Below are 22,633 nucleotides of genomic sequence, written 5' to 3'. Positions count from 1 at the left end.
AGAAAAACTTAGTCGGATACTTTTTATGTTGTGGACTAAGTTATTCTTGTTTTTTTTTAAAAATATATTTACAATGGATTTAAAATCCTTTATAATAATCTTTGTCGGATCGAGAGATTCCTACATAGTGGAGGATTAGCTCAGCTGGGAGAGCATCTGCCTTACAAGCAGAGGGTCGGCGGTTCGAGCCCGTCATCCTCCACCATATTTATTCTTACATAATGTTAGGATAGATAAAGCCGGTGTAGCTCAACTGGTAGAGCAACTGACTTGTAATCAGTAGGTTGGGGGTTCAAGTCCTCTTGCCGGCACCAGTTTCATATGGTAAGATAGACAAGTCGCTTTTAAAGCGAGCCATTAGCTCAGTTGGTAGAGCATCTGACTTTTAATCAGAGGGTCGAAGGTTCGAGTCCTTCATGGCTCACCATGTTTCATGCGGGTGTGGCGGAATTGGCAGACGCGCTAGACTTAGGATCTAGTGTCTTTATGACGTGGGGGTTCAAGTCCCTTCACCCGCATTGCCAAATAAAATAAAGAAATCCTGTAATGCGGAAGTAGTTCAGTGGTAGAACACCACCTTGCCAAGGTGGGGGTCGCGGGTTCGAATCCCGTCTTCCGCTTATACCATCCACGCCGGGGTGGTGGAATTGGCAGACACACAGGACTTAAAATCCTGCGGTAGGTGACTACCGTGCCGGTTCAAGTCCGGCCCTCGGCATTATAAAATAAGCGCCCGTAGCTCAATTGGATAGAGCGTTTGACTACGGATCAAAAGGTTAGGGGTTCGACTCCTCTCGGGCGCGCCATTAAGATCGGGAAGTAGCTCAGCTTGGTAGAGCACTTGGTTTGGGACCAAGGGGTCGCAGGTTCGAATCCTGTCTTCCCGACCATCTTTTATGGGGCCTTAGCTCAGCTGGGAGAGCGCCTGCCTTGCACGCAGGAGGTCAGCGGTTCGATCCCGCTAGGCTCCACTTTTAAAAGATTATTTTGATCATGGCGGTGTAGCTCAGCTGGCTAGAGCGTACGGTTCATACCCGTGAGGTCGGGGGTTCGATCCCCTCCGCCGCTATAAAGGACCTTTAGCTCAGTTGGTTAGAGCAGACGGCTCATAACCGTCCGGTCGTAGGTTCGAGTCCTACAAGGTCCACCATCTATACGGAGGAATACCCAAGTCCGGCTGAAGGGATCGGTCTTGAAAACCGACAGGGGTGTCAAAGCCCGCGGGGGTTCGAATCCCTCTTCCTCCGCCATATTTTTTAAAAACTTATATCATCGCGGGGTGGAGCAGTTCGGTAGCTCGTCGGGCTCATAACCCGAAGGTCGCAGGTTCAAATCCTGCCCCCGCAACCAAATTATTTTATGTACCAATGGGGAGTGCTCATTGAGTACAACCAAAATGGTCCGGTAGTTCAGTTGGTTAGAATGCCTGCCTGTCACGCAGGAGGTCGCGGGTTCGAGTCCCGTCCGGACCGCCATTTTTAAAATGAATACTTGGCTCGGTAGCTCAGTTGGTAGAGCAACGGACTGAAAATCCGTGTGTCGGCGGTTCGATTCCGTCCCGAGCCACTTTTATAAAAAAATATTGATAGTATGGCGGTTGTGGCGAAGTGGTTAACGCACCAGATTGTGGCTCTGGCACTCGTGGGTTCGATTCCCATCAATCGCCCCATACATATTTTTGCGGGTGTAGTTTAGTGGTAAAACCTCAGCCTTCCAAGCTGATGTCGTGGGTTCGATTCCCATCACCCGCTCCATTTGTATATCCATTCATGGGCCTGTAGCTCAGCTGGTTAGAGCGCACGCCTGATAAGCGTGAGGTCGGTGGTTCGAGTCCACTCAGGCCCACCATGATATTCCGCAGTAGCTCAGTGGTAGAGCTATCGGCTGTTAACCGATCGGTCGTAGGTTCGAGTCCTACCTGCGGAGCCAAATGGAGAAGTACTCAAGTGGCTGAAGAGGCGCCCCTGCTAAGGGTGTAGGTCGCGCGAGCGGCGCGAGGGTTCAAATCCCTCCTTCTCCGCCATTTATCTGGCCCGTTGGTCAAGCGGTTAAGACACCGCCCTTTCACGGCGGTAACACGGGTTCGAATCCCGTACGGGTCATGTTTAGAAAGAGGTCTTGTCAAAGATCTCTTTTTTATTTTCTTCAAAAAAGAAAGACCGCCATTATAGCGGTCTTTTTTTACATGTTCATGGAATAGATCGTATAAGACAAGTATGTTGCAAAGAAGCCCCATAAGACATAAGGAATTAGTAAAATTGGAACGACTTTGCTTAGTTTACGCGAGACGATAACAAGAGCAAGTGCTGTCAGCGCTACAAGCAGGCAGTCGATCGTAGCGGCAAATAGATCTTTTTGTGTAAATTGAAAAAAACTAAAGGCTTGATTAAATACGTAATTTAAAAGAAAAAGAATCCAAAAGGGTAAAGTGATTTTTTGAAATCCATATTTTCCATAAATGATCGCTGCGGACAACGAGATGAGAGCAAATAAGACAGCCCACACAGCGCCAATTACTCCACCACTCGGTGTCCATTCCGGTTTATTTAATGCATCATACCACTCTCTGTCAATCGGAAACAAGAATCCGGCAATAGAGAATAATGCGTATGTAATAAAGAAGACAACCACTGCCCAAATGATACTTTTTCTCGCCATTAAGAATCTCCTCCAATCAAATTCACTCTTAAAATGATTTCCCAATCATTACATGATATAAACATTAAGCCCCCATTATGAGGGGACTAATGATTTTCTTCTGTATAAGATTCTTCTTCGTACGGCTTCAAGTCACCAAATACGGTCATGACGCCTTCTTCGTCCAATGCCTCTTCATAGGCTTCGTGTGCTTTATTTGGATATACTTTACTTGCCTTGCCTTCAATATCAGCAGCTGCGAATCCTTCATAGTCTTCGACATAATCTTCATCTTCTGATTGTGTATACACATCATCGTATGTCAATGGAGGAAATTCCATATCAGACGGTGTATCAGAGTTTCCGTAGCGTTCTACGTCTTGATATGCATCCTCTCCATCATAGGCTGCACTTTCTTCATTTTCGAATTGCCCTGATGGCGGACTTAATAAATCCTCTTCAATCGGACGGTTTTGTGAAACGGTTTGTTCTTTTGAATGCTCTGTGCATGTGACGGCACTAGGTAAGGCCTCTAAGCGTTCCTTTGGGATAGGTGATTTACAGACCTTGCATAGGCCATAAGAGCCGTCTGTGATGGCTTGAAGTGCTTCATTAACGTCTAACAGATGTTCATGTTCCAAACTGTTTAACGCAATATCCTTCCCGCGTTCGAACAGCTCTGTCCCTTGATCACCTGGGTGATTATCATAGGCTGACAGGTCTCCGACCGAATCATAAGGAAATGATACTTTTTGTTCATCGTCATGGCTTTTGGCTTCGAGTTCGTGCTTTTCATCGAGAAGTCGCTGCTTCAAATGATGTAATTCGTCTTTAGACAACAAAGCGATCATCCTTTCATATCAAACATAATATTAGTATGAGCAATTTTGTCTGTAAGACTAGTTCCAAATTGAAGCAATTCCTCATGAAAAAACGCCTGCGGCTGCAGGCGTTCTTTGTTACGCGATATAGTATTGTAAGATCAAAGCGATTGTCAGCAGAAAACCGAAAAATGTATTGGTTTGAGCTGTAGATTTCATGGCATTCATTAATTCAATTGGTTTTTCTTTTTGCTTAAATTCTTTGATAGCTGTATATGCTTTTGGGACACTGAGTAAGACAAGAAGACTCCAAAGGCCGACAATATCTGTGAAGATATAAACAAAAATAAGTACATAAGAGATCAAAAACATGGAAAGTAAAATGTTCACAGCAGCCTTTCGCCCAGCAAGAATAGCAAGTGTTTTTCGTCCATTTTCTTTATCGCCGTCTAAATCGCGGATATTGTTCGATAGTAAGATGGCACCAACTAAAATAGAAATTGGTAATGAGACGAGAACAGCTTTAGACGTCAGTGTGCCTGTTTGAATATAGAAACTGATCAGGATGATTCCTAGTCCCATAAAAGCACCTGATACAAGTTCTCCAAACGGTGTATATGCAATAGGAACAGGACCACCTGTATAGAAATAGCCTGCTGCCATACATATGAGTCCTATCAGTGCAATCCACCAGCTAGACATCATGCAAATGTACACCCCTAGTAGTAAAGAAAGCGCAAATAGTGCATAAGCAAGGCTGAGAACGGTTTTAGGTTTCACACCATTTCTGACAATGGCGCCGCCGATGCCGACAGATTTCTCGTTGTCCAATCCGCGAACATAATCAAAGTACTCATTAAACATGTTCGTTGCGATTTGGATAAACATAGATGCAAACAGCATAGCTAAAAATAGCCCAACATGTATTTGACCACTTGGAAGTGCGAGAACAGTTCCTAAAGTAACGGGAATAAATGCTGCTGTTAATGTATGCGGTCGTAGTAAATTCCACCAAATCCGCCAGTTCTTATCAGGCTTAATCGGTGAAAGCTGATCTGATATCGATTGATGCTGCATAAAATATACTCCTTTAAATAAAAAAATACGTACACGTCCAAATTCCAGTTTAGCAAAGTTCAAAAAGGTGTCAATATATTGATGCGATGAAACCTGAAAAAGATGTTTGCTAATCGTTGCCATATCGAGAGAAAGCTTGATCTTAGAACAAGACTTTCCATTTTTCTTATAGATGCTCTCGTTTCAAGAAGCAGCAGCGAAAAAATCTAGAAAGCGTGATATAATAAGGATTCGAGGTTTAAAAAGCTGTTTTCTTTACTAAGTTCATCTGTTAAGGTTTATAATAGAAAAGCAGGTCATTCGACATACTCGAATGTTCACGTATTTTTTCATTATGGTTTTATTTTTTTATGTTATTTCATGGATTTTGGAGGAATGTATCATGGTGACAACAGTGCAAAGTACTTTCCGGCAGGAAGCGCTTGCGACATTAGAAGAAGCGAATAACGTCAACCATGCTGTTTTGATAAGCTACTCCAGAAGAGTTGACGATCTGGATCCTCTTGCCTTTTTCCAAAGCGGCGAAGCGGATTTTTTAGGCGAGCGGTTTTTTTGGTCTGATCCAGAAAGCCAAATGATATTTTCTGGACTTGGCAGAGCGGCCGTTATTAAATCATCTGAGCAAGGCAAGGAACGATTTGATACAGTCCATCAAGAATGGGAACAGCTGAAGCAGCACATGTTCCATTTTCATGATGAGAAGGAGTTAAGGCAAGCGGCTGTTGGTCCGCTTTTATTTGGAGGATTCTCATTTGATCCGTATGAAGAGAAGGCGCGTCACTGGGAAGCTTTTGGCGAGGCTCATTTTTTTGTGCCATCGATGATGCTCACTGTCTCGAAAGAAGGCACGTTTCTGACGATCAATGAATGGAAGCAGGTGGACGGGAATGTTCATCAGCTCATTCAAGAATTAGAACAAAAAGCCTCTCATTACGAAACATTACCGCTCAGACATGGTGGACAAGCTGAACTTGTTCATATGGAAGAACGAGATGTGAAGGAATGGATGAAGGCGATCCAAGAAGCGACAGACCACATTCGTGCAAACGAATATGAAAAGGTTGTTTTAGCAAGAGAAGTCTTGCTTCACTATAAAAATCAAATTGAACTCGCTCCACTGTTATCAGAATTATTAAAGCATCAAACAACGAGTTATGTATTTGCGGTTGAACAGGGGAGACAAGCATTTGTCGGAGCTACGCCGGAACGCTTAGTGAAAAAAAGCGGCGGAGAGGTCTTTTCATCTTGTTTAGCAGGTTCGATTGTTCGTGGAAAAGATGAAACGGAAGATCGAGCATTAGGCGAGGAGCTGCTGCATGATGAGAAGAATTTGATTGAACATCAAATTGTTGTCAATATGATTGAGCAAGCATTTGAGGCTAATTGCCTTCGCGTGCATAAACCAAATCAACCTAGTCTTTATAAAACAAAAAACATTCAGCATTTGTTTACACCGATTGTAGGAGAAATTAAAAGCAGCTGTTCCCTCTTTTCGTTAATTGAACAGCTCCATCCGACGCCAGCATTAGGCGGATATCCGAAGGAAAAGGCGGTTGAGGTCATTCGTGAAATCGAACCGTTGAAACGTGGCTGGTACGCAGCGCCGGTAGGGTGGATTGACTCTCAGGATAATGGAGAATTTGCTGTCGCCATTCGGTCAGGTCTTATTGAGGAAGACCATGTTCGTTTGTTCGCTGGCTGCGGCATTGTAGAGGATTCCCTTGCAAAGCAGGAGTACGAGGAAACGCAAGTGAAATTAAGACCAATGCTATCTGCCCTTGGAGGTCGTCCTATTGAATAATCAAATCATGACAACATATATTGGCAGATTGATGGATGAATTTGTCCAAGGTGGCGTACAAGAGGCAGTTGTCTGTCCAGGTTCTCGTTCGACCCCGCTTGCAATGCTGGCTCTAGCCCACCAAGACATCAATGTCCATGTATTAGTGGATGAACGGTCTGCTGCTTTTTATGCGCTTGGTCTTGCAAAAGCAAGTCAAACACCAGTGCTGCTTATTTGTACGTCAGGTACAGCAGCAGCTAACTTTTACCCAGCCATTGTAGAGGCACATTATTCCCGTGTCCCACTTATTGTTTTAACTGCTGATCGGCCGCACGAATTGAGGGAAGTTGGAGCACCTCAAGCGATTGATCAGCAATTCTTATTCGGTAAGTTTGTTAAATGGTTCACAGACTTAGCATTGCCAGAAGAAAGTCAGACGATGTTACGCTATGTTCAGACGGCTGCGGCAAGAGCAAATCATATGTCGATGCAAGAGCCGAAGGGACCTGTACAAATCAATGTCCCTCTGAGAGAACCATTGCTTCCTGATTTGTCTATTGATCCTTTCGAGCGAGAAGAAACAGACCTGAAAAAGGTATTAGCTACAGGACAGGCTTTCCCAAATGATGATGCGATATCTGAAATTGTGACGGTTATGAACCGTTCCAAAAAGGGACTGATTGTGTGTGGCGAGCTTCATACGGAGGAAGAGATAGAGGCAGTATTACGTCTTTCAAAAGCCTTGCATATGCCGATTTTAGCGGACCCGCTTTCTCATTTACGAAATGGTCATGAGCATGCAGAGCTTATTATTGATGCGTATGATTCTTTATTGAAAGATGAAGCATTGCAGCAGCACCTATTGCCGGATATGGTCATTCGTTTTGGACCGATGCCTGTGTCTAAGCCTTTATTCAAGTGGCTGGAAAAACATGCGGAAGTGAATCAGATTGTTGTTGATGCTGCCGGAGGTTTTCGAGATCCTGGGCTGAGTGCTTCATATGTCTTTGAAAGTGATGTGGCAGCTTTTGTAGATGAAGTAGTTAATAGATCGGACCAACGTGAGGATACAAGTTTTCTAAAGCGCTGGCAGGATGCAAATTCATCATTCAGAACGCATGCTTCCCATTATTCTGATGAGGATCTGTCATTTGAGGGGAATGTGTACCGTCAGCTTCAGCATCTTTTGCCGAAGGAGAGTGTCCTTTTTATCGGGAATAGTATGCCGATTCGTGATGTGGATACATTTTTTGAAGCGCAATCGAAGCCTTTTCGATTGATGGCGAATCGAGGAGCAAATGGTATTGATGGTGTTGTGTCTACAGCACTTGGCACGTATGCAGCTTTGAAACAGCCGGTCACCTTAGTGATTGGAGATTTATCATTTTACCATGATATGAATGGTCTCCTTGCAGCGAAGTTGATGGACATTCCACTGACGGTTGTGTTGTTAAACAATGATGGAGGAGGCATCTTTTCTTTCCTTCCACAGGCGTCTGAGGAACCGTATTATGAAAAACTCTTTGGTACACCGACTGGACTGAATTTTGAGTATGCTTCGAAGTTGTATGGGGGAACCTATTCGAAACCGTCAACGAAACAAGAATTACATGATGTCTACAAGGCGCATATAGAAGAGCCTGGACTTCATTTAATTGAAATTGAAACAGATCGGCATTCTCGTGTAAGCAAGCATCGTCAAATGATGGATGACATATTGGAAGAAGTGAAAAAAGAATGTCTTCTTTCATAATACGGATGCGTGATGGTGTGGCGTACGAGGTGGTGGATCAGAATCCATCAGGTGAGAATGCCACGCTATGCTTACACGGCTTCACTGGAAGCGCGGCTTCTTGGACATTCTTGAATGTTTATATGGGAAATACAAGATTGATTCAAGTCAGCCTGCTTGGACATGGCCGCACGGACTCACCAGAAAGTATAAGAAGATATGCGATGTCGCATCAGCTAGCAGATCTTGCAGAGATTTTAAACCAATTAAAGCTTCACAAAGTGAATATTCTCGGATATTCTATGGGAGGACGTATTGCTTTATCATTTGCCTCTCGTTATTCAGAGCGAGTCAACAAGTTGATTCTAGAGAGTACCTCTCCAGGGCTTCGCACGTTTAAAGAGAGGATGGCAAGACTCAAACATGATCATCAGCTGGCTCAGAAAATGAGACATGAAGGTTTAGTGAAGTTTGTGGATTTTTGGGAGAGTATTCCACTGTTTGCTTCGCAGAAAACTTTATCAGCTGACACGCAGGCTCAACTACGAGAGGAAAGGCTAAAAGCCAATCCACTTGGACTGGCTCGCAGCTTAGAAGGCATAGGAACAGGTTCGCAGCCCTCTGTTTGGAAGGCTTTAAAGCATATGAATTTACCTGTTTTGTTGATGTGCGGAGCGCTTGATGAAAAGTTCTGCAAGATCGCCACACGTATGCAGCAGGAGCTTGAAGGCAGTCAATTCATATTGGTTGAGCAGGCTGGGCATACAGTTCATGTGGAACAACCACATTTTTTTGGTAAAATAGTAAGTGAGTTTATTACGCAAGATTAGAGGAGGAACTATTGATGGCTATTGAATGGCAAACTGAGCGTCAATATGACGAAATTTTATATGAAACATGCAATGGGATTGCAAAGATCACGATTAATCGTCCACATGTACATAACGCGTTTACACCAAAGACTGTGAGTGAATTGATTGATGCATTTTCACGTGCTCGTGATAATTCGAATGTTGGTGTGATCGTACTTGCAGGTGCTGGCGGCAAAGCATTCTGTTCTGGTGGAGATCAAAAAGTACGCGGTCATGGCGGTTATGTAGGAGACGATCAAATTCCGCGTCTAAATGTACTCGACTTACAGCGTTTAATTCGTGTGATTCCAAAACCTGTTGTTGCGATGGTTGCTGGTTATGCAATCGGCGGCGGACACGTTCTTCATATTGTATGTGACCTGACAATTGCAGCAGATAATGCGATTTTTGGACAAACTGGTCCAAAAGTAGGCAGCTTTGATGCTGGTTATGGCTCAGGCTACCTTGCACGTATTGTTGGTCATAAGAAAGCGAGAGAAATCTGGTACTTATGCCGTCAATACAATGCACAAGAAGCGCTTGATATGGGACTTGTTAATACTGTTGTACCATTAGAGCAGCTTGAAGAGGAAACAGTGAAGTGGTGCGAGGAGATGCTAGAAAAGAGCCCGACTGCTTTACGATTCTTGAAGGCTGCATTTAATGCAGATACGGATGGATTAGCTGGAATTCAACAATTTGCAGGAGATGCGACACTTCTTTATTACACAACAGATGAAGCAAAAGAAGGACGCGATTCCTTTAAGGAAAAACGCAAGCCGGACTTCGGTCAGTTCCCGCGTTTCCCTTGATTCAATCATAGCGATGAAAAACAGCTTAGTGCATCAGACTAAGCTGTTTTCTTTTACAAAAAGGAGGTGTCATGATGAAGCAACCGAATTGGCTGCTGCACCGTGCTTATTTAACACCAGAAAGAGTCGCACTCATTTATCAGGATAAACAGTGGACATTTCGCGATTTAGCTGATGAAGTCAATGAGCTTTCAAATAGACTTGCACAAGCATCATTAAAAAAAGGGGAAACGGTCGGGCTTTTGATGAACAACCAGCCTCAAATGGTGATGCTTGTTCATGCTTGTTTTTCATTAGGATTCAAAATCGTGCTATTGAACAATAAGTTAACAAAAGCTGAAAGGCGCTATCAACTTGAAGATGCAAAAGCAGCCGCTTTATTTACTGAACCTGTTTATGCAAGTGATCATAAGGGTGATCTACCCGTTTATACAATGGAGACTTTACCAGAAGCAGGTCACGACAATGGAAAGAAAATCGAAAGCGAATTTGATTTGAATGAAACAGCAACGATCATGTATACGTCTGGCACAACAGGACAACCAAAAGGGGTCGAGCAAACGTTTGGTAATCATTTTTATAGTGCTGTTTCCTCTGCACTCAATATGGGCCTCAGAGAGGATGACCGCTGGCTTATTGCACTGCCTCTTTTTCATATTAGCGGGTTATCCGCTTTATTTAAGTCTGTGATTTATGGGATGACTGTCGTACTTCATCAAAAGTTTGATGTCGATGAAGTAAAGGGTTCGATTGAACAGCATCGTGTGACGATGATATCTGTTGTTCAAACGATGTTATCCCGTTTATTAAGCAGGCTGGAAGAATGTCCGTCTTCTTTGCGCTGTCTGTTATTAGGCGGAGGACCTGCGCCTTTTGCGATGCTTCAAGAAAGCAAAGAGAAAGGCTTCCCTGTGTTTCAATCGTACGGCATGACAGAAACCTGTTCACAAATTGTGACCCTTGCGCCTGAATTTAGTGTAGAGAAGCTTGGATCAGCGGGAAAACCCCTTTTTGGATGTGAGCTGAAAATTCAAGATGGTACACGCATTTGTCGTCCTTTTGAGCATGGCGAAATTATGGTGAAAGGGGCAAATGTCATGAAAGGGTACCTTTACCGCGAAGAGGCGACCGCAGCTGCTTTTGATCAAGGCTGGCTGAAAACGGGTGATATCGGCTATGTGGATGAGGAAGGATTTTTATTTGTGCTTGACCGCCGTTCAGATTTAATTATTTCTGGCGGTGAGAATATTTATCCTGCTGAAATTGAAGCGATCCTGTTAACACATCCGCATGTAAAGGAAGCCGGAGTGACGGGTATGTATGATGATAGATGGGGAGAGGTACCAGCTGCCTTTCTTGTCACAGACCATAAAATACCGGAGAACGAGCTCTATGCTTTATGTGAGTCGCATCTAGCAAAATATAAATGGCCTGCCGCTTTTCACTTTGTGGACGAGCTGCCAAGAAATGCGTCAAATAAATTGCAGAGGCACAGACTCAAGTCAAAGGGGTTTTTAGATGATTCAAATTGAACGAGTGATTTTATATCATGTCACGATGAAGCTCAAGCAGCCATTTACTACAAGTCTTGGGACCATCTCAGAGCGTGAGTTTATTATTGTCGAGGTAAAAGATCAAACGGGATTGACTGGATGGGGAGAGGTGTCAGCCTTTTCTTCTCCTTGGTATACAGAAGAAACCATTGAGACTTGTTACCATATGCTGAGAGCTTTTTTTATACCAAATGTGCTGACACGCACCTTTACACACCCTTCAGAAATACCAGACAGCCTGTACCAATTTAAAGGTAATAGGATGGCGAAAGCGGGAATTGAAGCGGCTGTTTGGGATATTTATGCGAAGCGTGAGAATAAGTCGTTACGAGATGTATTAGGCGGCACCAAGGATAGAATACCTTCTGGTGTTGTGGCGGGGTTAGGACCCATTGATGATATGCTGAAGCAAATACAGCAATTTGTGGACCAAGGTTATCAGCGGGTGAAGGTGAAAATTAAGCCGGGGCAGGATATCGGACTCCTTAAAAAAATTAGAGAGTCTTTCCCTCACCTTCCACTAATGGCGGATGCAAACTCTGCTTATGAATTAAAGGATATTAGCAAGCTCAAACAGCTCGATGACATTCGTTTATTAATGATTGAACAGCCATTAGCTGCAGATGATATCGTCGATCATCGCCATTTGCAAAAGCATTTAAAAACACCGATATGTTTGGATGAAAGTATTTGTTCCTTAGATGATGCTAGAAAAGCTGTAGAGCTTGGCAGCTGTCAAATTATTAATGTGAAGCCTTCACGAGTTGGAGGGCTGACAGAAGCCCTCAAAATCCATACATTCAGTAAGGAGCATCAAATTCCGTTATGGTGCGGAGGAATGATTGAAACAGGCATTTCTCGCGCACAGAACGTGGCACTTGCTTCGCTTCCGCAATTTACAATTCCAGGTGATATTTCCGCTTCGTCAAAATATTGGGAGCAGGATATCATTTATCCTGAAATCAAGGTTGAAAATGGTTTTATTGAGGTGCCTCGTTCCCCAGGAATGGGCGTAGAAGTGGATTATCAAGCGCTTCGTTCCTTTTCAGATAAAATTGACGTCTTTACAAAACATGATTTTGTGATGTGAAAATAAGGTATTCACCTTTTGCACATCCAATAAAATCTATATATAGTGAGAGAAAGTTTTTCCTTCCTGTCTCAACTAAAAAGAAAGAGCGGTGACTCGCTCTTTCTTACTCTTCTACCAGTTCGCTGTCATAAGCAAGCTGTCCAATATAGTGATTCATTTCACTGGGCATGTCTGCTGCATGGCCATATTCATAATCCCAAAGGTTTAAAAAGGAGTGAGCAGCCTGATAAAATGCGGCTTCGTCCGCGTCGTGAATTTCGTCAAAAAACGTTTGAAGCAGCCGATCGTGTTTCAATGCGAAGCGCCTCCTTAAATGAGACTTAAAGATCTTGTGGTTTAAACGTTTTACAATCCGTTTCTTCACTTTTTTCAGCCGTATTTCCTGTGTGGCTGACGACATAGATTGCATCTGCCCCACAGCGGTTTCCAGCATTCCAATAGGAACAGTTATTGACTTCACAAAGGATTTTTTGACTCATACAGATGACCTCCTTTTGAGTATGTCTTTCTTCTATAATGTAACCGAAATGAACCTCATCCATTCACGTTAATCTTCCTGGCGAATATAGCGCTTATCCTTCATAAACAATTTCCAGAAGAAATAGAACCCAGGGAATAAGATGATAAAACCTACAATATACGTGATAAATAATGCTCTAAATGTCACAGGGTCTGTAAATCCAGACATGATTGTAATATCCGGATAGGCCATATAAGGCAAATGGGCACGTCCGTACACATAGCTTGCTAAAAAATATTGAATGGTAATCGCAATGACAGCTAAACGAGGCCGGCCTTTTCTATGCTTAAACCGACTATTTGGTAAAAATAGAGCCAGCCCTGCTAGCAAAAACATCAGGAGTGATACAAGAAGAATAGGGATGTTCTGCATCATTTTTGTGAACAGCCAATTTGCCTCGCTTCTTAATGTCAGCATGATGAAAAAGGCCATCATGAGTGAAAGCGGACCCGTAATGAGCGCTCCTCTTCTATAAATGCTATAAGCTTCATCTTCATCAGCCACATTCGAGAAATCAGCTAAAAGCAATGACGAAAGAAAAAGGGTGCTGAAAATGGCAAAGCCGACAAAAGAATAGACATTTGCACTCGTAAAGACCAGTCCAAGATCTAATGAGTAGTTGTTGTTCTCCTCAAAGATAAATCCACCATGAGTAATCGGAAGAACCATGATCAGGATCGATGGAATGATAAAGCCGCTAATCCCTGAAATGTAAGTCACTGCTTTTCTGTATTTTTTAGGAAGAGAATGAGAAAACACGAGAAACCCGCTTCGCAGTGCAAGAAGCAATAATATAATGCTGCCGGGTATTAATAAAACAGTACCAAGGACAAAGGTCGCACCTGGAAACATACTAAACAATGCGACAACAATTGCCACAATGAATACGTTAGTTACTTCCCATGTTGGAGAAAGGTACTTATTTGCGATATTAGCGGCCTTTGTTTGTTCTTTATTCATATAAATCATGGACCAAAATCCTGCGCCGAAATCCATTGATGCCATCACTGCATAGATAAAAACGAACCCCCATAAGATGGTGATTGCAATGAGTGCATCAGTTGTCACATCCATTTGCATCTTGATCGCTCCTTTTTAAGATTCTGTTAACCGTAGGTCTTCTTCAATCGAATGTTTTCTAAAGTAGTACGTCAGCACAATCACAGTTGCTATGCCTAAGATGAGATAGACAATGGCAAAAAGGATAAAGAGCGTACCGATCGAGCCTGATGATGTGACGACCTCTGAGGTTTTGAGCATTCGATAAATGACCCATGGCTGACGGCCTGTACATGCAAAGATCCAGCCGAACTCAATGGCCAAAAGACTAAGGGGCCCGCCGAATAAGTAAAGAAAAAGGAGCCACTTCGGATAATGCTCGCGTTTTAAAATTTTACGGTAAAGCAGTGCTAACACCGCAAACAAAATGAGAACTGAGCCAATAATGACCATGCCGTTAAATAACGTGTGAATAAATAAAGGCGGCCACTCGTCACGAGGGAAATCATTTAATCCTTTGACCACCGTATCAAAGCTATTTCCTGCCAGAAAGCTAAGCGCCCAAGGGATTTCAATTGCTCCTTTAATTTCCTTTGAATCAGCATCAGTAAAACCACCTATTGCGAGCGGTGCATGTGATTGTGTTTCAAATAAACCTTCAGCACCAGCTAATTTTTCTGGCTGATATTCATACAGAAGCTGAGCAGACTCATGACCATTTATGGCCGTAAGAAATGAGAAGAGGCCGCCTACAATAAGTCCAAGAAAAAGGGCTTTTCGATGAAACGTATAGAGTTTCTCATTCTTTCTTGTTTTAAGCATTTTAAAAGCTGCCACTGATGCAATCACAAAAGCACCTGTTGTAAAAGCAGACAGCACGACATGTGTCGCAGTTACGACAAAGCTTGGATTGAAAAAGGCCTTCCAGGGCTCGATATTCGTAATTTCTCCATTGACCATTTGAAAGCCAGCAGGAGTACCTTCAAACGCATGTACGTTTGTGATCAGAATCGCTGAAGCAGCTGCACCAATCACGACAAAAATAACAGTAATGATGCGCATAGCAGGTGATAGGCGATCCGCTGCGTACACATAAATAGACATAAATAATGCTTCAATAAAGAACGCATAAATTTCAATCTGAAATGGCAGTGACATGACCTTTCCGATGACCTCCATAAAACCTGGCCATAGAAGAGCGAGCTGGGTACCAGCAATCGTGCCTGTTGGAATGGCGACACCTAACAAGACAGCCTGCGCTTTCGTCCACCGTTTCGCCATGACAGCATAGTGAGGGTCCTTCGTTTTTTGGAAGATGAGTTCAGCTAACAAAATCATTAGCGGGATGCCGACACCAAGCGAGGCATAAATAATGTGAAAGCCCATGGTTGTGCCGAACAGGCTTCTAGCTAAAACGAGATCAGTCAATTTTTTTCTCCGCCTTTCTTATCGCTTCTCTTTTTCATGATGTTATTATTCTCCACCATTTTTAGATTATTCTTCCTGACTAAGAAAGCTTGATTTTTGACAAGTTGTAAGAGAGGGAGTAGAATATAAATATAAAACGTAATAATTACGTTTTGGTAACGAAAGGAGTTTTGACATTGAAAAGAGATATTCATCCAACCTCACATGAAGTTGTATTTATGGACGTAAACAGCGGTTACCGCTTTTTGAGTAAATCGACAAAGTCATCCAATGAGACAGTAGAATGGGAAGATGGGAAAACGTATCCTGTCATTAAAGTAGAAACAAGCTCTGATACGCATCCTTTTTATACAGGACGCCAAAAGTTCGGAGAAAAAGGCGGAAGAGCCGAGTTGTTTAAGAAAAAGTATCAAATGTAATATAAAAAGCACACCCTACAATGGTGTGCTTTTTTTACAGCAAAAAACCCCGAATAATCATCCGGGATTTTAACAATTAATCATTTAAAGCGGTTTTTAAGGTCTTTAGATTTTGTTTCATTAAGCTGACGTAGCTTTCGCCATTTTTGGCATCATCTTCAGTAATAGATTCTAGATTTTTAAGTGTGAGGCTTTTTGCCCCAATTTCACTGCGGATCGTATCTGAGACTTTGCTGCTGACGTTGTTTTCAAAAATCACATATTGAATGTGATGCTTTTCAGCTTTTTGTACAATGCTTTCGAGTTGCTTTTGTGAAGGCTCTTCAGAAGCGGATAACCCTAATACACTGATTTGTTCAATGCCGTAGCGTTTTTCCCAATAACCGTAGGCTGCGTGGGAAACAAGGATTTCTTTATGTTTTGCTTTAGATAACGTTGTGTTGAACTCTTGATCTAGCGATTGCAAATCCTTTTTTAGTTTTTCATAGTTTTTTGTGTATTCGTCTTTATGATCTGGATCTAATGAAACGAGTGTATCTTTAATGTTTTTTGCCATTTGCTGTGCATAAACAGGGTCTAACCATGCATGAGGATCTTTATCTCCGTGATCGTGTCCATCATGGTCATGATCTTCCCCTTCATGATCGTGATCATGGTCTTCGCCTTCTTCATGTGAATGTTCTTCTTTTGTCGATAACAATTTGATGCCTTCGGCTGCTTTGACTGTTTTCACGCCTTGGTCTTTTAACGTAGAAGCGGTTTTGTCAGCGAATGCTTCAGCGCCTGTGCCGCTGTAGATGAAGGCGTCTCCTTCAGCCATTTCAACCATCGTTTTTGAACTTGGTTCAAAGCTGTGTGCATCTGCATTGGCAGGGTACACGCTTTGCGCATGAACATGAGAACCACCAATTTTTTCAGTGAAATCTTGAATCGGGAAAATTGTGGTGTAAACGGTTAGTTTTCCGTCTGCTTTCCCTTTTGAAGCATTTGTCCCCGCACTGCTTGAGCAAGCGGCAAGACCGATCGCAAATAAAGCAGCTGTTAACATATAAAAGATTTTTTTCATGTGAAAAATGTCTCCTCTCAATCTATTAGATAGAAATGATTACGATTTAATGTCCTGAGTTATTGTATCGTAATAATTACGATTTGAAAAGAGGAAAATAAAAAATTTTCAACAGCAGATGTTTCCTTTTAAAAAAATGCGCTGCAAAACGTGACGAAATTTCTCACATTGTGCTATATTTATTTTTAAAAAAAGATAAAGGAATGGACAACGTATGAAACTTTTAGAAGAAATCATCGAATATAATCAACAATTTATTGAAGAAAAGAAATACGAAGAATTTACAACAACGAAGTTTCCACAGAAAAAATCTGTCATTCTGTCATGTATGGATACAAGACTTGTCGAGTTGCTTCCACGTGCAATGAACATGAGAAATGGAGATATCAAGATCGTTAAAAGTGCTGGTGCTCTTGTGTCTCATCCATTTGGAAGTATTATGCGAAGCATTTTAGTGGCTGTTTATGAATTAAATGCTGACGAGGTTTATGTCATTGGGCATCATGATTGCGGTATGAGCAAAATAGACAGCCAAACACTTTTAAACAAAGCCATTGAGCGTGGTATCCCAGAAAAACGTATTGAAGTACTGGAATACTCAGGAATCGATTTTAAACAGTGGCTCAAAAGCTTTAGTTCGGTTGAAGAGAGCGTGAAGGACAGTGTGTCCGTTGTCAAAAATCACCCGCTTCTCCCATCAAATGTGCCTGTGCACGGTCTTGTCATTGATCCAGGAACTGGCAAGCTTGACGTAGTCGTCAACGGATATGAAGAAAAATAATTTATTTTTCCTTTTTCGGCGGGACAGGATCGATGCCGCCAGGATGGAGCGGATGACATTTTAAAATCCGTTTGATGGTGAGCCAGCCGCCTTTTAAAGCGCCATGCGTTTTGATCGCTTCTAGCCCGTAGTTTGAGCATGTTGGGTAAAACCGGCAGCTAGGCGGTGTAAGAGGGGAAATACACTTTTGATAAAAGCGTATGATGCCGATAAAAATTTGTTTCATAGAAGTTCCTCCTTGTCTGTCTTTCACAGTATAAGAAAAAAGGACAAGGAAGGAAAGTTTTATAAACTAAACTGGTCGGAGAAATATGTTATAATATAGGAAATTGCAATTATAGGAGTGGTGATTATGCCTTCAGTTGAAAGCTTTGAACTTGATCATAATGCTGTAAAAGCGCCATACGTTCGTCATTGTGGCGTTCATAAAGTGGGATCAGATGGAGAAGTCAATAAATTTGATATTCGTTTTTGTCAGCCAAACAAACAAGCAATGAAACCTGATACGATTCATACATTAGAGCATTTACTTGCGTTTAACATTAGAACACACTCAGAGAAATACGACCATTTTGATATCATTGATATTTCTCCAATGGGCTGCCAGACAGGCTACTATTTAGTGGTCAGTGGTGCACCAACTCCAAAAGAAATTGTTGAACTTCTTGATGCAACATTCAAGGATGCAGTTGAGGTAACAGAGATTCCTGCTGCAAACGAAGAGCAATGCGGTCAAGCGAAGCTTCATGACCTTGAAGGGGCAAAACGTTTGATGCGTTTCTGGCTTTCTCAAGATCAAGAAGAGCTTCTCAAAGTATTTGGTTAATCGATCATAAACCGGACATGATGATGTCCGGTTTTTTTGTATTCGATCATGAGATGTCAAAATAGGGGATATTTGTTAAAATGGACATGTCAGTAAAAGAAGGGGGAACTCGGGATGCGAAAAATGTTGGGAATGATATTGATGCTCTTGTTACTAAGTGCATGTGGGAACTCTGCAGCAAATAGTGGCGAAGGGGAGGTACCTGAGCTATTAGAAGTGAAGCTTACAGGACCTGAACAAGTGGAGAAAAATGAAAGCGTTATAGTAAAAGCAGCTGTCACATATGGTGATACGCCTGTTGATGATGCAGACGAAGTTCAATTTGAAGTGTGGAAAGATGGCGATAAGGATAACAGCAAGATGATTCAGCCAAAGAAAGAGAACAAAGGTGTATATGAATTGCATACAGCCTTTAAAAAAGATGGCCTTTATATCATACAAGTCCATGTGACAGCTAAACAGCAGCATAATATGCCAAAGACAAATATCCATGTAGGTGATGTGAAAAAAGAGAGTTCATCTACTGAAGAAGAAACCTCACATCATTAAGTGTCATTTTATTTCGGGTTAGGACGTTGGTTTGGTTCAGCATCCTGTGGTGAATCGACTTTATGCTTATATTCATAAGCCTTCGATGTTGTCCATAGTGATAAAAAGACAACGATTGAGATAATGATAAAGCTGATAATCCCAAGTAGCAGCATCTAACTCCCTCCTTATTTCCATATTAACATATATTTCATGCAGTCAAAATAGAAGAAATTCATGGCAGGTTTCAGTATAATAGGAAAAGGGTATTCTCATACTAAACGCAATTACATAAGGAGGAATAAACATGTCTGAAAAATTATTAAACGTCGTTAATAAACAAGTAGCTGATTGGACTGTGCTTTACGTAAAATTACATAACTATCACTGGTACGTAAAGGGAAAAGACTTCTTTACACTCCATGAGAAATTTGAGGAACTTTATACAGAAACAGCGACGTACATTGATGATTTGGCTGAGCGTATGCTTGCGTTAAATGGACAGCCTGTTGCGACAATGAAAGAATGCTTAGAAATTTCTAGCATTCAAGAAGCTGAAGGTAATGAATCAGCGGAGCAAATGGTGAAAAATCTATATGATGATTTCTCCAATATCGCTGAGGAATTAAAGCAAGGAATGGAGCTGGCTGGAGAAGTTGGCGATGAAACAACAGGTGATATGCTGCTTGCGATTCATCAATCTATTGAGAAACACAACTGGATGCTTAAAGCATTTTTAGGATAATACGTATGTGGAAGGAATGTCGATCATGAAGAGATCGACATTCCTTTTTTGTTGGAATCGGGACAGACAGCCCATTGAAATCATAGGGCTTTCAGCCGAAGAGAAAAGAGAAGGGAGGGGAGAAGATGTCTTCTATTGCAGGAATGATGAGTCAGCAAGTCGCGAGCATTCAAAAAACACTTAATATTAGTTTGTTGAATTCACAGCTTGCTACGAATACAGCACAAGCCATGGTTATGCTGGATCAAGTTCAGCAGCAGCCTCAAGCTGTTCAACCAAAGGATTCAGACGCTCGCTTTATTGATGTGAGAGTCTAAAGATGGAAGCCGCCGCACAAGGCGGCTTTTTTTCTTGTCATCACTCTCTCTGATTTAAAAGGCGACGCCTTTATTTTTTGTCGTCCAAGCTATTGCGAGGAGCTGGCATATACTATTGAGGTAAGGAGTTCCACTCTGAAAGGATGTTGATGCCAAGTGAGCAAAGATTTAGGCATCTTTTCGTTGTTTACAGTCAGTTTGTCAGCGATGGGCTTTCTGTTTGGTGGAGCAGGATATTTACTGATGATATTAGTAACACTCATGGCCATTGAATTAATTTGTTCAAGCCTAAGAGAATCTTTGACAGGACAGCTCACAATGAAACGTTTTTCTACACGGCTTGTTCGAAAGATTGTGACGGTCTCCTTAATATCCATGGCGCATTTCTTCGATGTCATGCTGAAGACAAATGGGATGATTAAGGATTTAGCGATCATCTTCTATATTATTTATGAATCTTACCAAATCGTCTCGACAGCCAATGCCCTCGGAATTCCCATTCCACAGTTGTTTATTGATGTGTTGGACATGTTAAAAAATAAATTGCGCAAAAAGCCGTAATTTCTTCATATCTGGTCATACTAAAGGAAAAAGGATGAATCAGATGACGAGACACACATATTATGTATCCGTACAGGATGGGTCGATATCTCAGCATAGAGATGCGGCGGCTTGGCAATTTCAAATAGAAGCAGACGATGATCAAATTTTGCAGCTGAGAGACTATTTCGATGAACAGTATATGACAGATTGGAAAGGCTTCTTTCGAGCGCATGTTCCGTATCTTGAATATCATTATGACAGTCCGAATGATGAAATGGATCGAAAAAGAAAAGAGATATACTCAATGATTTTCGAGCTCGGGAATGAAGAGACAAAGAACTTTATTGAAACAAATGGATTAATGAATTGAAAAAGCATGTAGAGATTTTCTACATGCTTTTATTTTCGCGGTTGTAAGATGCCTCCGATCAGATCACTAAGTCCGCCTCTATTCTCTTGCTGAGATGTCTGTGAATTAGTGAATTCATGGGAGGAGTTCTGGCTCTGAGGCTTATAACGGTTATCATCTAAACCAACCCGTAAGCCGGATGTACGCTCAGATGGCTGGATAATGACAATTTGGTCTTGTTCTTGGAACTCAAATAAGTAGGATTCACCAGATGTTTGTCCGATGAGGGTCTTCCAGTTCACATCTAATTTGACCTTCGGTGCTTTACCTGTCCAAGCGACGATGGCGTCAGGGTCTACACGGCAAGGGGCTTTTAAAATGAGCGGGTTTCCATTTGTTTTAATGGCGACCTGCGCCCCGTGGCCTTGATAGGAGAGCTTTGATGTAAACAGTCCTTTCTGTGATAAAATCCCTACGCCTACTGGTGTCACGCCGTAATGACATTCCTCAGTAAAGGCAAGTAAATCCTCACTTTCTACACTTACATGCTGCCAAGGACCGCTCGGCTCAAGGTTAATCACTGTCACGTGCTCGCTGGAATCAGCCAAATAACAAGTACCTTGTCCACTTACTTCCATCACCTCAAGGTTTTCACCTGTCAATTTTCTGCTGATATGGTTAAATACTTGACTGACCATATTTCCTTTGTTCGTACCGAGTAGTCGTTTGCGGTATTGAAACGTACCTTGATCGGCAATCATTGCGCCTTTTTTCGCAAAAAAGATTCCGCTGCCTTCTGCTTGTAAAGTGAGTTCTTCTATTGTGTTGAATTGAAATCCCATTGGTGCCGTCTCCTTTCCTGCGTCAAGATGTGAATCCATAGATGCGGCATAAATCATTTAAATCTAGCGTAGTTCCTTGTCCGGTGGCGATAATTTTCCATTCTTCCTCATCTCTTATGAGTTGGGCGCAAATGATGGAGGTACAATACGAATAATCTTCTGTTAATTGAAAGGTACAAATCTCTTGTTGTGATATTTGATCAGTCAGATGCACATAAGCGTTCGTCACTTGTCCAAAATGATGCTTGTGCTCGTGTGCATCATGTATCGTGGCTGTTACAACGATTTTATGAATATCAGGAGAGACTCTGCTTAATTGCATAATGATCATTTCATTGTCTCGATATCCGCCGCCAACTTGATGATCACCAAGATGGCGAACAGCTCCGTCTAAGCTCTGCTGCTGATGATAATAGATCAGATGGCTTGGAGACAACAGTTTGTCCTCTTCATTTAAGAGAAACACTTGCGTATCTAAATCAATTGGCTGGCCAGCCAAATCCCAGCCAAGCCCGATTTGAATTTGGTCGATATTTGGATTGTCTTTAGTTAAATCTAGCTTTTGCCCTTTGATGAGGTGTTTCTTGATCACCTCATGAGGGGCGTCATCTTTTTCAATTTTACTGGGCGTAAGCGATTGATCTTTTTCTTGTTTTGACCCATTTGTTATCCTCATGCTGTTTTCCTCCTTGTCGTAATAGGACAAACACTAATTGATTTACGTCATCAAGGGATAAAAGGTTTCATGATTAAAATAGGGTGAAGTTGGGGATGATAAAAAGGTTTTAGCAACTAGACCTCATTTTAAATACAGACGAAATGAAACCACTCGTTTGTTTCACTTTTGATAAAAATTCTTCAGAGAAATGTGATCTGTGGTATGATGTTTTACAAGAAGCAAGGACAGGATA

At 42.0% G+C, this 22,633-nt stretch carries 26 protein-coding genes and 21 tRNA genes; 35 read left to right on the top strand and 12 right to left on the bottom strand.

Going from position 1 to position 22,633, the window contains the following annotated elements:
* Positions 1 to 129: 129 nt before the first annotated feature.
* The 21 genes from NSQ36_RS14275 to NSQ36_RS14175 all read left to right on the top strand — a co-directional run bounded on the left by NSQ36_RS14275 (position 130) and on the right by NSQ36_RS14175 (position 2,102).
* Positions 130 to 205, top strand: a tRNA-Val gene (locus tag NSQ36_RS14275).
* Positions 206 to 238: 33 nt separating this feature from the next.
* Positions 239 to 314: transfer RNA gene (locus NSQ36_RS14270), tRNA-Thr, on the top strand.
* Positions 315 to 351: 37 nt separating this feature from the next.
* A tRNA-Lys gene (locus NSQ36_RS14265) sits at positions 352 to 427 on the top strand.
* 8 nt (positions 428 to 435) lie between these two features.
* Positions 436 to 518 (top strand) — tRNA-Leu (locus NSQ36_RS14260).
* Positions 519 to 548: 30 nt separating this feature from the next.
* Positions 549 to 620: transfer RNA gene (locus tag NSQ36_RS14255), tRNA-Gly, on the top strand.
* Between the two features lie 12 nt (positions 621 to 632).
* Positions 633 to 718: transfer RNA gene (locus NSQ36_RS14250), tRNA-Leu, on the top strand.
* A gap of 11 nt (positions 719 to 729) precedes the next feature.
* A tRNA-Arg gene (locus NSQ36_RS14245) sits at positions 730 to 806 on the top strand.
* 7 nt (positions 807 to 813) lie between these two features.
* A tRNA-Pro gene (locus tag NSQ36_RS14240) sits at positions 814 to 890 on the top strand.
* An 8-nt stretch (positions 891 to 898) separates the two neighbouring features.
* A tRNA-Ala gene (locus tag NSQ36_RS14235) sits at positions 899 to 971 on the top strand.
* Between the two features lie 24 nt (positions 972 to 995).
* A tRNA-Met gene (locus NSQ36_RS14230) sits at positions 996 to 1,069 on the top strand.
* Positions 1,070 to 1,073: 4 nt separating this feature from the next.
* A tRNA-Ile gene (locus NSQ36_RS14225) sits at positions 1,074 to 1,150 on the top strand.
* Between the two features lie 7 nt (positions 1,151 to 1,157).
* Positions 1,158 to 1,250: transfer RNA gene (locus NSQ36_RS14220), tRNA-Ser, on the top strand.
* A 23-nt stretch (positions 1,251 to 1,273) separates the two neighbouring features.
* A tRNA-Met gene (locus tag NSQ36_RS14215) sits at positions 1,274 to 1,350 on the top strand.
* A gap of 48 nt (positions 1,351 to 1,398) precedes the next feature.
* Positions 1,399 to 1,475, top strand: a tRNA-Asp gene (locus NSQ36_RS14210).
* Between the two features lie 18 nt (positions 1,476 to 1,493).
* Positions 1,494 to 1,566: transfer RNA gene (locus tag NSQ36_RS14205), tRNA-Phe, on the top strand.
* A 27-nt stretch (positions 1,567 to 1,593) separates the two neighbouring features.
* A tRNA-His gene (locus NSQ36_RS14200) sits at positions 1,594 to 1,669 on the top strand.
* Between the two features lie 11 nt (positions 1,670 to 1,680).
* A tRNA-Gly gene (locus NSQ36_RS14195) sits at positions 1,681 to 1,754 on the top strand.
* Between the two features lie 17 nt (positions 1,755 to 1,771).
* Positions 1,772 to 1,848: transfer RNA gene (locus tag NSQ36_RS14190), tRNA-Ile, on the top strand.
* A 6-nt stretch (positions 1,849 to 1,854) separates the two neighbouring features.
* Positions 1,855 to 1,929 (top strand) — tRNA-Asn (locus tag NSQ36_RS14185).
* Between the two features lie 3 nt (positions 1,930 to 1,932).
* Positions 1,933 to 2,023, top strand: a tRNA-Ser gene (locus tag NSQ36_RS14180).
* 7 nt (positions 2,024 to 2,030) lie between these two features.
* A tRNA-Glu gene (locus NSQ36_RS14175) sits at positions 2,031 to 2,102 on the top strand.
* Positions 2,103 to 2,181: 79 nt separating this feature from the next.
* Here NSQ36_RS14175 and NSQ36_RS14170 read toward each other — a convergent pair.
* The 3 genes from NSQ36_RS14170 to NSQ36_RS14160 form a co-directional block, all read right to left on the bottom strand.
* Complete coding sequence (locus NSQ36_RS14170) at positions 2,182 to 2,658, bottom strand: tryptophan-rich sensory protein (RefSeq protein WP_034620862.1); 477 nt, start codon at positions 2,656 to 2,658, stop codon at positions 2,182 to 2,184.
* A gap of 86 nt (positions 2,659 to 2,744) precedes the next feature.
* Positions 2,745 to 3,479 carry a TraR/DksA C4-type zinc finger protein gene (locus NSQ36_RS14165; protein ID WP_251190190.1) on the bottom strand — a complete coding sequence of 245 codons (735 nt, stop codon included), beginning with the start codon at positions 3,477 to 3,479 and terminating at the stop codon, positions 2,745 to 2,747.
* Positions 3,480 to 3,596: 117 nt separating this feature from the next.
* Positions 3,597 to 4,535 (bottom strand): 1,4-dihydroxy-2-naphthoate polyprenyltransferase, encoded by a 939-nt coding sequence (locus NSQ36_RS14160; RefSeq protein ID WP_251190191.1) that lies wholly within the window; start codon positions 4,533 to 4,535, stop codon positions 3,597 to 3,599.
* A gap of 382 nt (positions 4,536 to 4,917) precedes the next feature.
* On the opposite strand from NSQ36_RS14160, the gene NSQ36_RS14155 reads away from it, so the two are divergent.
* From NSQ36_RS14155 to menC, 6 genes are all read left to right on the top strand, one after another.
* The gene (locus tag NSQ36_RS14155; protein ID WP_137055399.1) at positions 4,918 to 6,336 is read left to right on the top strand and encodes an isochorismate synthase MenF; all 1,419 of its coding nucleotides are present in this window, start codon (positions 4,918 to 4,920) and stop codon (positions 6,334 to 6,336) included.
* A complete protein-coding gene (gene menD / locus NSQ36_RS14150) occupies positions 6,329 to 8,071 on the top strand; it encodes a 2-succinyl-5-enolpyruvyl-6-hydroxy-3-cyclohexene-1-carboxylic-acid synthase (protein ID WP_251190192.1) in 1,743 nt (580 codons plus the stop codon). Before NSQ36_RS14155 ends, menD begins: the two co-directional genes overlap by 8 nt.
* Complete coding sequence (gene menH, locus NSQ36_RS14145) at positions 8,056 to 8,880, top strand: 2-succinyl-6-hydroxy-2,4-cyclohexadiene-1-carboxylate synthase (protein ID WP_251190193.1); 825 nt, start codon at positions 8,056 to 8,058, stop codon at positions 8,878 to 8,880. Before menD ends, menH begins: the two co-directional genes overlap by 16 nt.
* A 14-nt stretch (positions 8,881 to 8,894) precedes the next feature.
* Complete coding sequence (gene menB, locus NSQ36_RS14140) at positions 8,895 to 9,713, top strand: 1,4-dihydroxy-2-naphthoyl-CoA synthase (RefSeq protein ID WP_003217719.1); 819 nt, start codon at positions 8,895 to 8,897, stop codon at positions 9,711 to 9,713.
* 71 nt (positions 9,714 to 9,784) lie between these two features.
* Positions 9,785 to 11,245 (top strand): o-succinylbenzoate--CoA ligase, encoded by a 1,461-nt coding sequence (locus NSQ36_RS14135; protein WP_106035196.1) that lies wholly within the window; start codon positions 9,785 to 9,787, stop codon positions 11,243 to 11,245.
* A complete protein-coding gene (menC, locus tag NSQ36_RS14130; protein ID WP_050943486.1) occupies positions 11,232 to 12,356 on the top strand; it encodes an o-succinylbenzoate synthase in 1,125 nt (374 codons plus the stop codon). The genes NSQ36_RS14135 and menC overlap by 14 nt, the downstream gene beginning before the upstream one ends.
* Positions 12,357 to 12,462: 106 nt before the next feature.
* Here menC and NSQ36_RS14125 read toward each other — a convergent pair whose 3' ends face one another.
* From NSQ36_RS14125 to NSQ36_RS14110, 4 genes are all read right to left on the bottom strand, one after another.
* Complete coding sequence (locus NSQ36_RS14125) at positions 12,463 to 12,654, bottom strand: hypothetical protein (protein ID WP_012010998.1); 192 nt, start codon at positions 12,652 to 12,654, stop codon at positions 12,463 to 12,465.
* A gap of 25 nt (positions 12,655 to 12,679) precedes the next feature.
* Entirely contained in the window at positions 12,680 to 12,838 is a 159-nt protein-coding gene (locus NSQ36_RS14120) for a DUF1540 domain-containing protein (protein ID WP_008360682.1), read from the bottom strand.
* Positions 12,839 to 12,906: 68 nt separating this feature from the next.
* Complete coding sequence (locus NSQ36_RS14115; protein ID WP_170966031.1) at positions 12,907 to 13,953, bottom strand: cytochrome d ubiquinol oxidase subunit II; 1,047 nt, start codon at positions 13,951 to 13,953, stop codon at positions 12,907 to 12,909.
* Between the two features lie 21 nt (positions 13,954 to 13,974).
* Positions 13,975 to 15,306: a cytochrome ubiquinol oxidase subunit I gene (locus NSQ36_RS14110; RefSeq protein ID WP_003217550.1), complete on the bottom strand. Its 1,332-nt coding sequence runs from the start codon at positions 15,304 to 15,306 to the stop codon at positions 13,975 to 13,977.
* Between the two features lie 176 nt (positions 15,307 to 15,482).
* On the opposite strand from NSQ36_RS14110, the gene NSQ36_RS14105 reads away from it, so the two are divergent.
* Positions 15,483 to 15,725, top strand: a complete 243-nt coding sequence (locus NSQ36_RS14105; protein ID WP_003217579.1) for a type B 50S ribosomal protein L31 — start codon at positions 15,483 to 15,485, stop codon at positions 15,723 to 15,725.
* 76 nt (positions 15,726 to 15,801) lie between these two features.
* Here the strand turns inward: NSQ36_RS14105 and NSQ36_RS14100 are convergent, their stop codons facing one another.
* A complete protein-coding gene (locus tag NSQ36_RS14100) occupies positions 15,802 to 16,791 on the bottom strand; it encodes a zinc ABC transporter substrate-binding protein (RefSeq protein WP_003217657.1) in 990 nt (329 codons plus the stop codon).
* 214 nt (positions 16,792 to 17,005) lie between these two features.
* On the opposite strand from NSQ36_RS14100, the gene NSQ36_RS14095 reads away from it, so the two are divergent.
* Entirely contained in the window at positions 17,006 to 17,572 is a 567-nt protein-coding gene (locus NSQ36_RS14095; RefSeq protein ID WP_050943492.1) for a carbonic anhydrase, read from the top strand.
* A 1-nt stretch (position 17,573) separates the two neighbouring features.
* Here the strand turns inward: NSQ36_RS14095 and yidD are convergent, their stop codons facing one another.
* Positions 17,574 to 17,798, bottom strand: coding sequence for a membrane protein insertion efficiency factor YidD (gene yidD, locus NSQ36_RS14090; protein ID WP_003217666.1), 225 nt, complete (start codon positions 17,796 to 17,798; stop codon positions 17,574 to 17,576).
* Between the two features lie 126 nt (positions 17,799 to 17,924).
* Between yidD and NSQ36_RS14085 the strand changes: the two genes are divergently transcribed.
* Both NSQ36_RS14085 and NSQ36_RS14080 read left to right on the top strand, forming a co-directional pair.
* Positions 17,925 to 18,398 (top strand): S-ribosylhomocysteine lyase, encoded by a 474-nt coding sequence (locus tag NSQ36_RS14085; RefSeq protein WP_003217624.1) that lies wholly within the window; start codon positions 17,925 to 17,927, stop codon positions 18,396 to 18,398.
* A gap of 114 nt (positions 18,399 to 18,512) precedes the next feature.
* Complete coding sequence (locus NSQ36_RS14080) at positions 18,513 to 18,947, top strand: FixH family protein (protein ID WP_003217735.1); 435 nt, start codon at positions 18,513 to 18,515, stop codon at positions 18,945 to 18,947.
* Positions 18,948 to 18,955: 8 nt separating this feature from the next.
* On the opposite strand, the gene ytzI is transcribed toward NSQ36_RS14080, so the two are convergent.
* On the bottom strand, positions 18,956 to 19,102 hold the full coding sequence (gene ytzI / locus NSQ36_RS14075) for a YtzI protein (RefSeq protein WP_003217544.1): 147 nt from the start codon (positions 19,100 to 19,102) through the stop codon (positions 18,956 to 18,958).
* A gap of 131 nt (positions 19,103 to 19,233) precedes the next feature.
* Here ytzI and NSQ36_RS14070 point away from each other — a divergent pair, with 131 nt between their 5' ends.
* The 4 genes from NSQ36_RS14070 to NSQ36_RS14055 all read left to right on the top strand — a co-directional run bounded on the left by NSQ36_RS14070 (position 19,234) and on the right by NSQ36_RS14055 (position 20,901).
* Positions 19,234 to 19,671, top strand: a complete 438-nt coding sequence (locus tag NSQ36_RS14070; RefSeq protein WP_003217576.1) for a Dps family protein — start codon at positions 19,234 to 19,236, stop codon at positions 19,669 to 19,671.
* Between the two features lie 125 nt (positions 19,672 to 19,796).
* Entirely contained in the window at positions 19,797 to 19,988 is a 192-nt protein-coding gene (locus NSQ36_RS14065) for a hypothetical protein (protein WP_003217712.1), read from the top strand.
* A 156-nt stretch (positions 19,989 to 20,144) separates the two neighbouring features.
* On the top strand, positions 20,145 to 20,549 hold the full coding sequence (locus NSQ36_RS14060) for a phage holin family protein (RefSeq protein ID WP_003217754.1): 405 nt from the start codon (positions 20,145 to 20,147) through the stop codon (positions 20,547 to 20,549).
* A 43-nt stretch (positions 20,550 to 20,592) separates the two neighbouring features.
* On the top strand, positions 20,593 to 20,901 hold the full coding sequence (locus NSQ36_RS14055) for a hypothetical protein (RefSeq protein WP_003217683.1): 309 nt from the start codon (positions 20,593 to 20,595) through the stop codon (positions 20,899 to 20,901).
* Positions 20,902 to 20,930: 29 nt separating this feature from the next.
* Here the strand turns inward: NSQ36_RS14055 and NSQ36_RS14050 are convergent, their stop codons facing one another.
* On the bottom strand, positions 20,931 to 21,722 hold the full coding sequence (locus NSQ36_RS14050) for an AIM24 family protein (protein WP_003217675.1): 792 nt from the start codon (positions 21,720 to 21,722) through the stop codon (positions 20,931 to 20,933).
* Positions 21,723 to 21,744: 22 nt separating this feature from the next.
* Positions 21,745 to 22,398 (bottom strand): TerD family protein, encoded by a 654-nt coding sequence (locus NSQ36_RS14045; RefSeq protein WP_003217746.1) that lies wholly within the window; start codon positions 22,396 to 22,398, stop codon positions 21,745 to 21,747.
* Positions 22,399 to 22,633 lie beyond the last annotated feature (235 nt).

The organism is Bacillus sp. FSL W8-1143 (assembly GCF_037965155.1).
GTDB lineage: Bacteria > Bacillota > Bacilli > Bacillales > Bacillaceae > Bacillus > Bacillus pumilus.
Note: the sequence above shows the minus strand (reverse complement) of the source record. Positions and strands in the feature narration are given on the sequence as shown.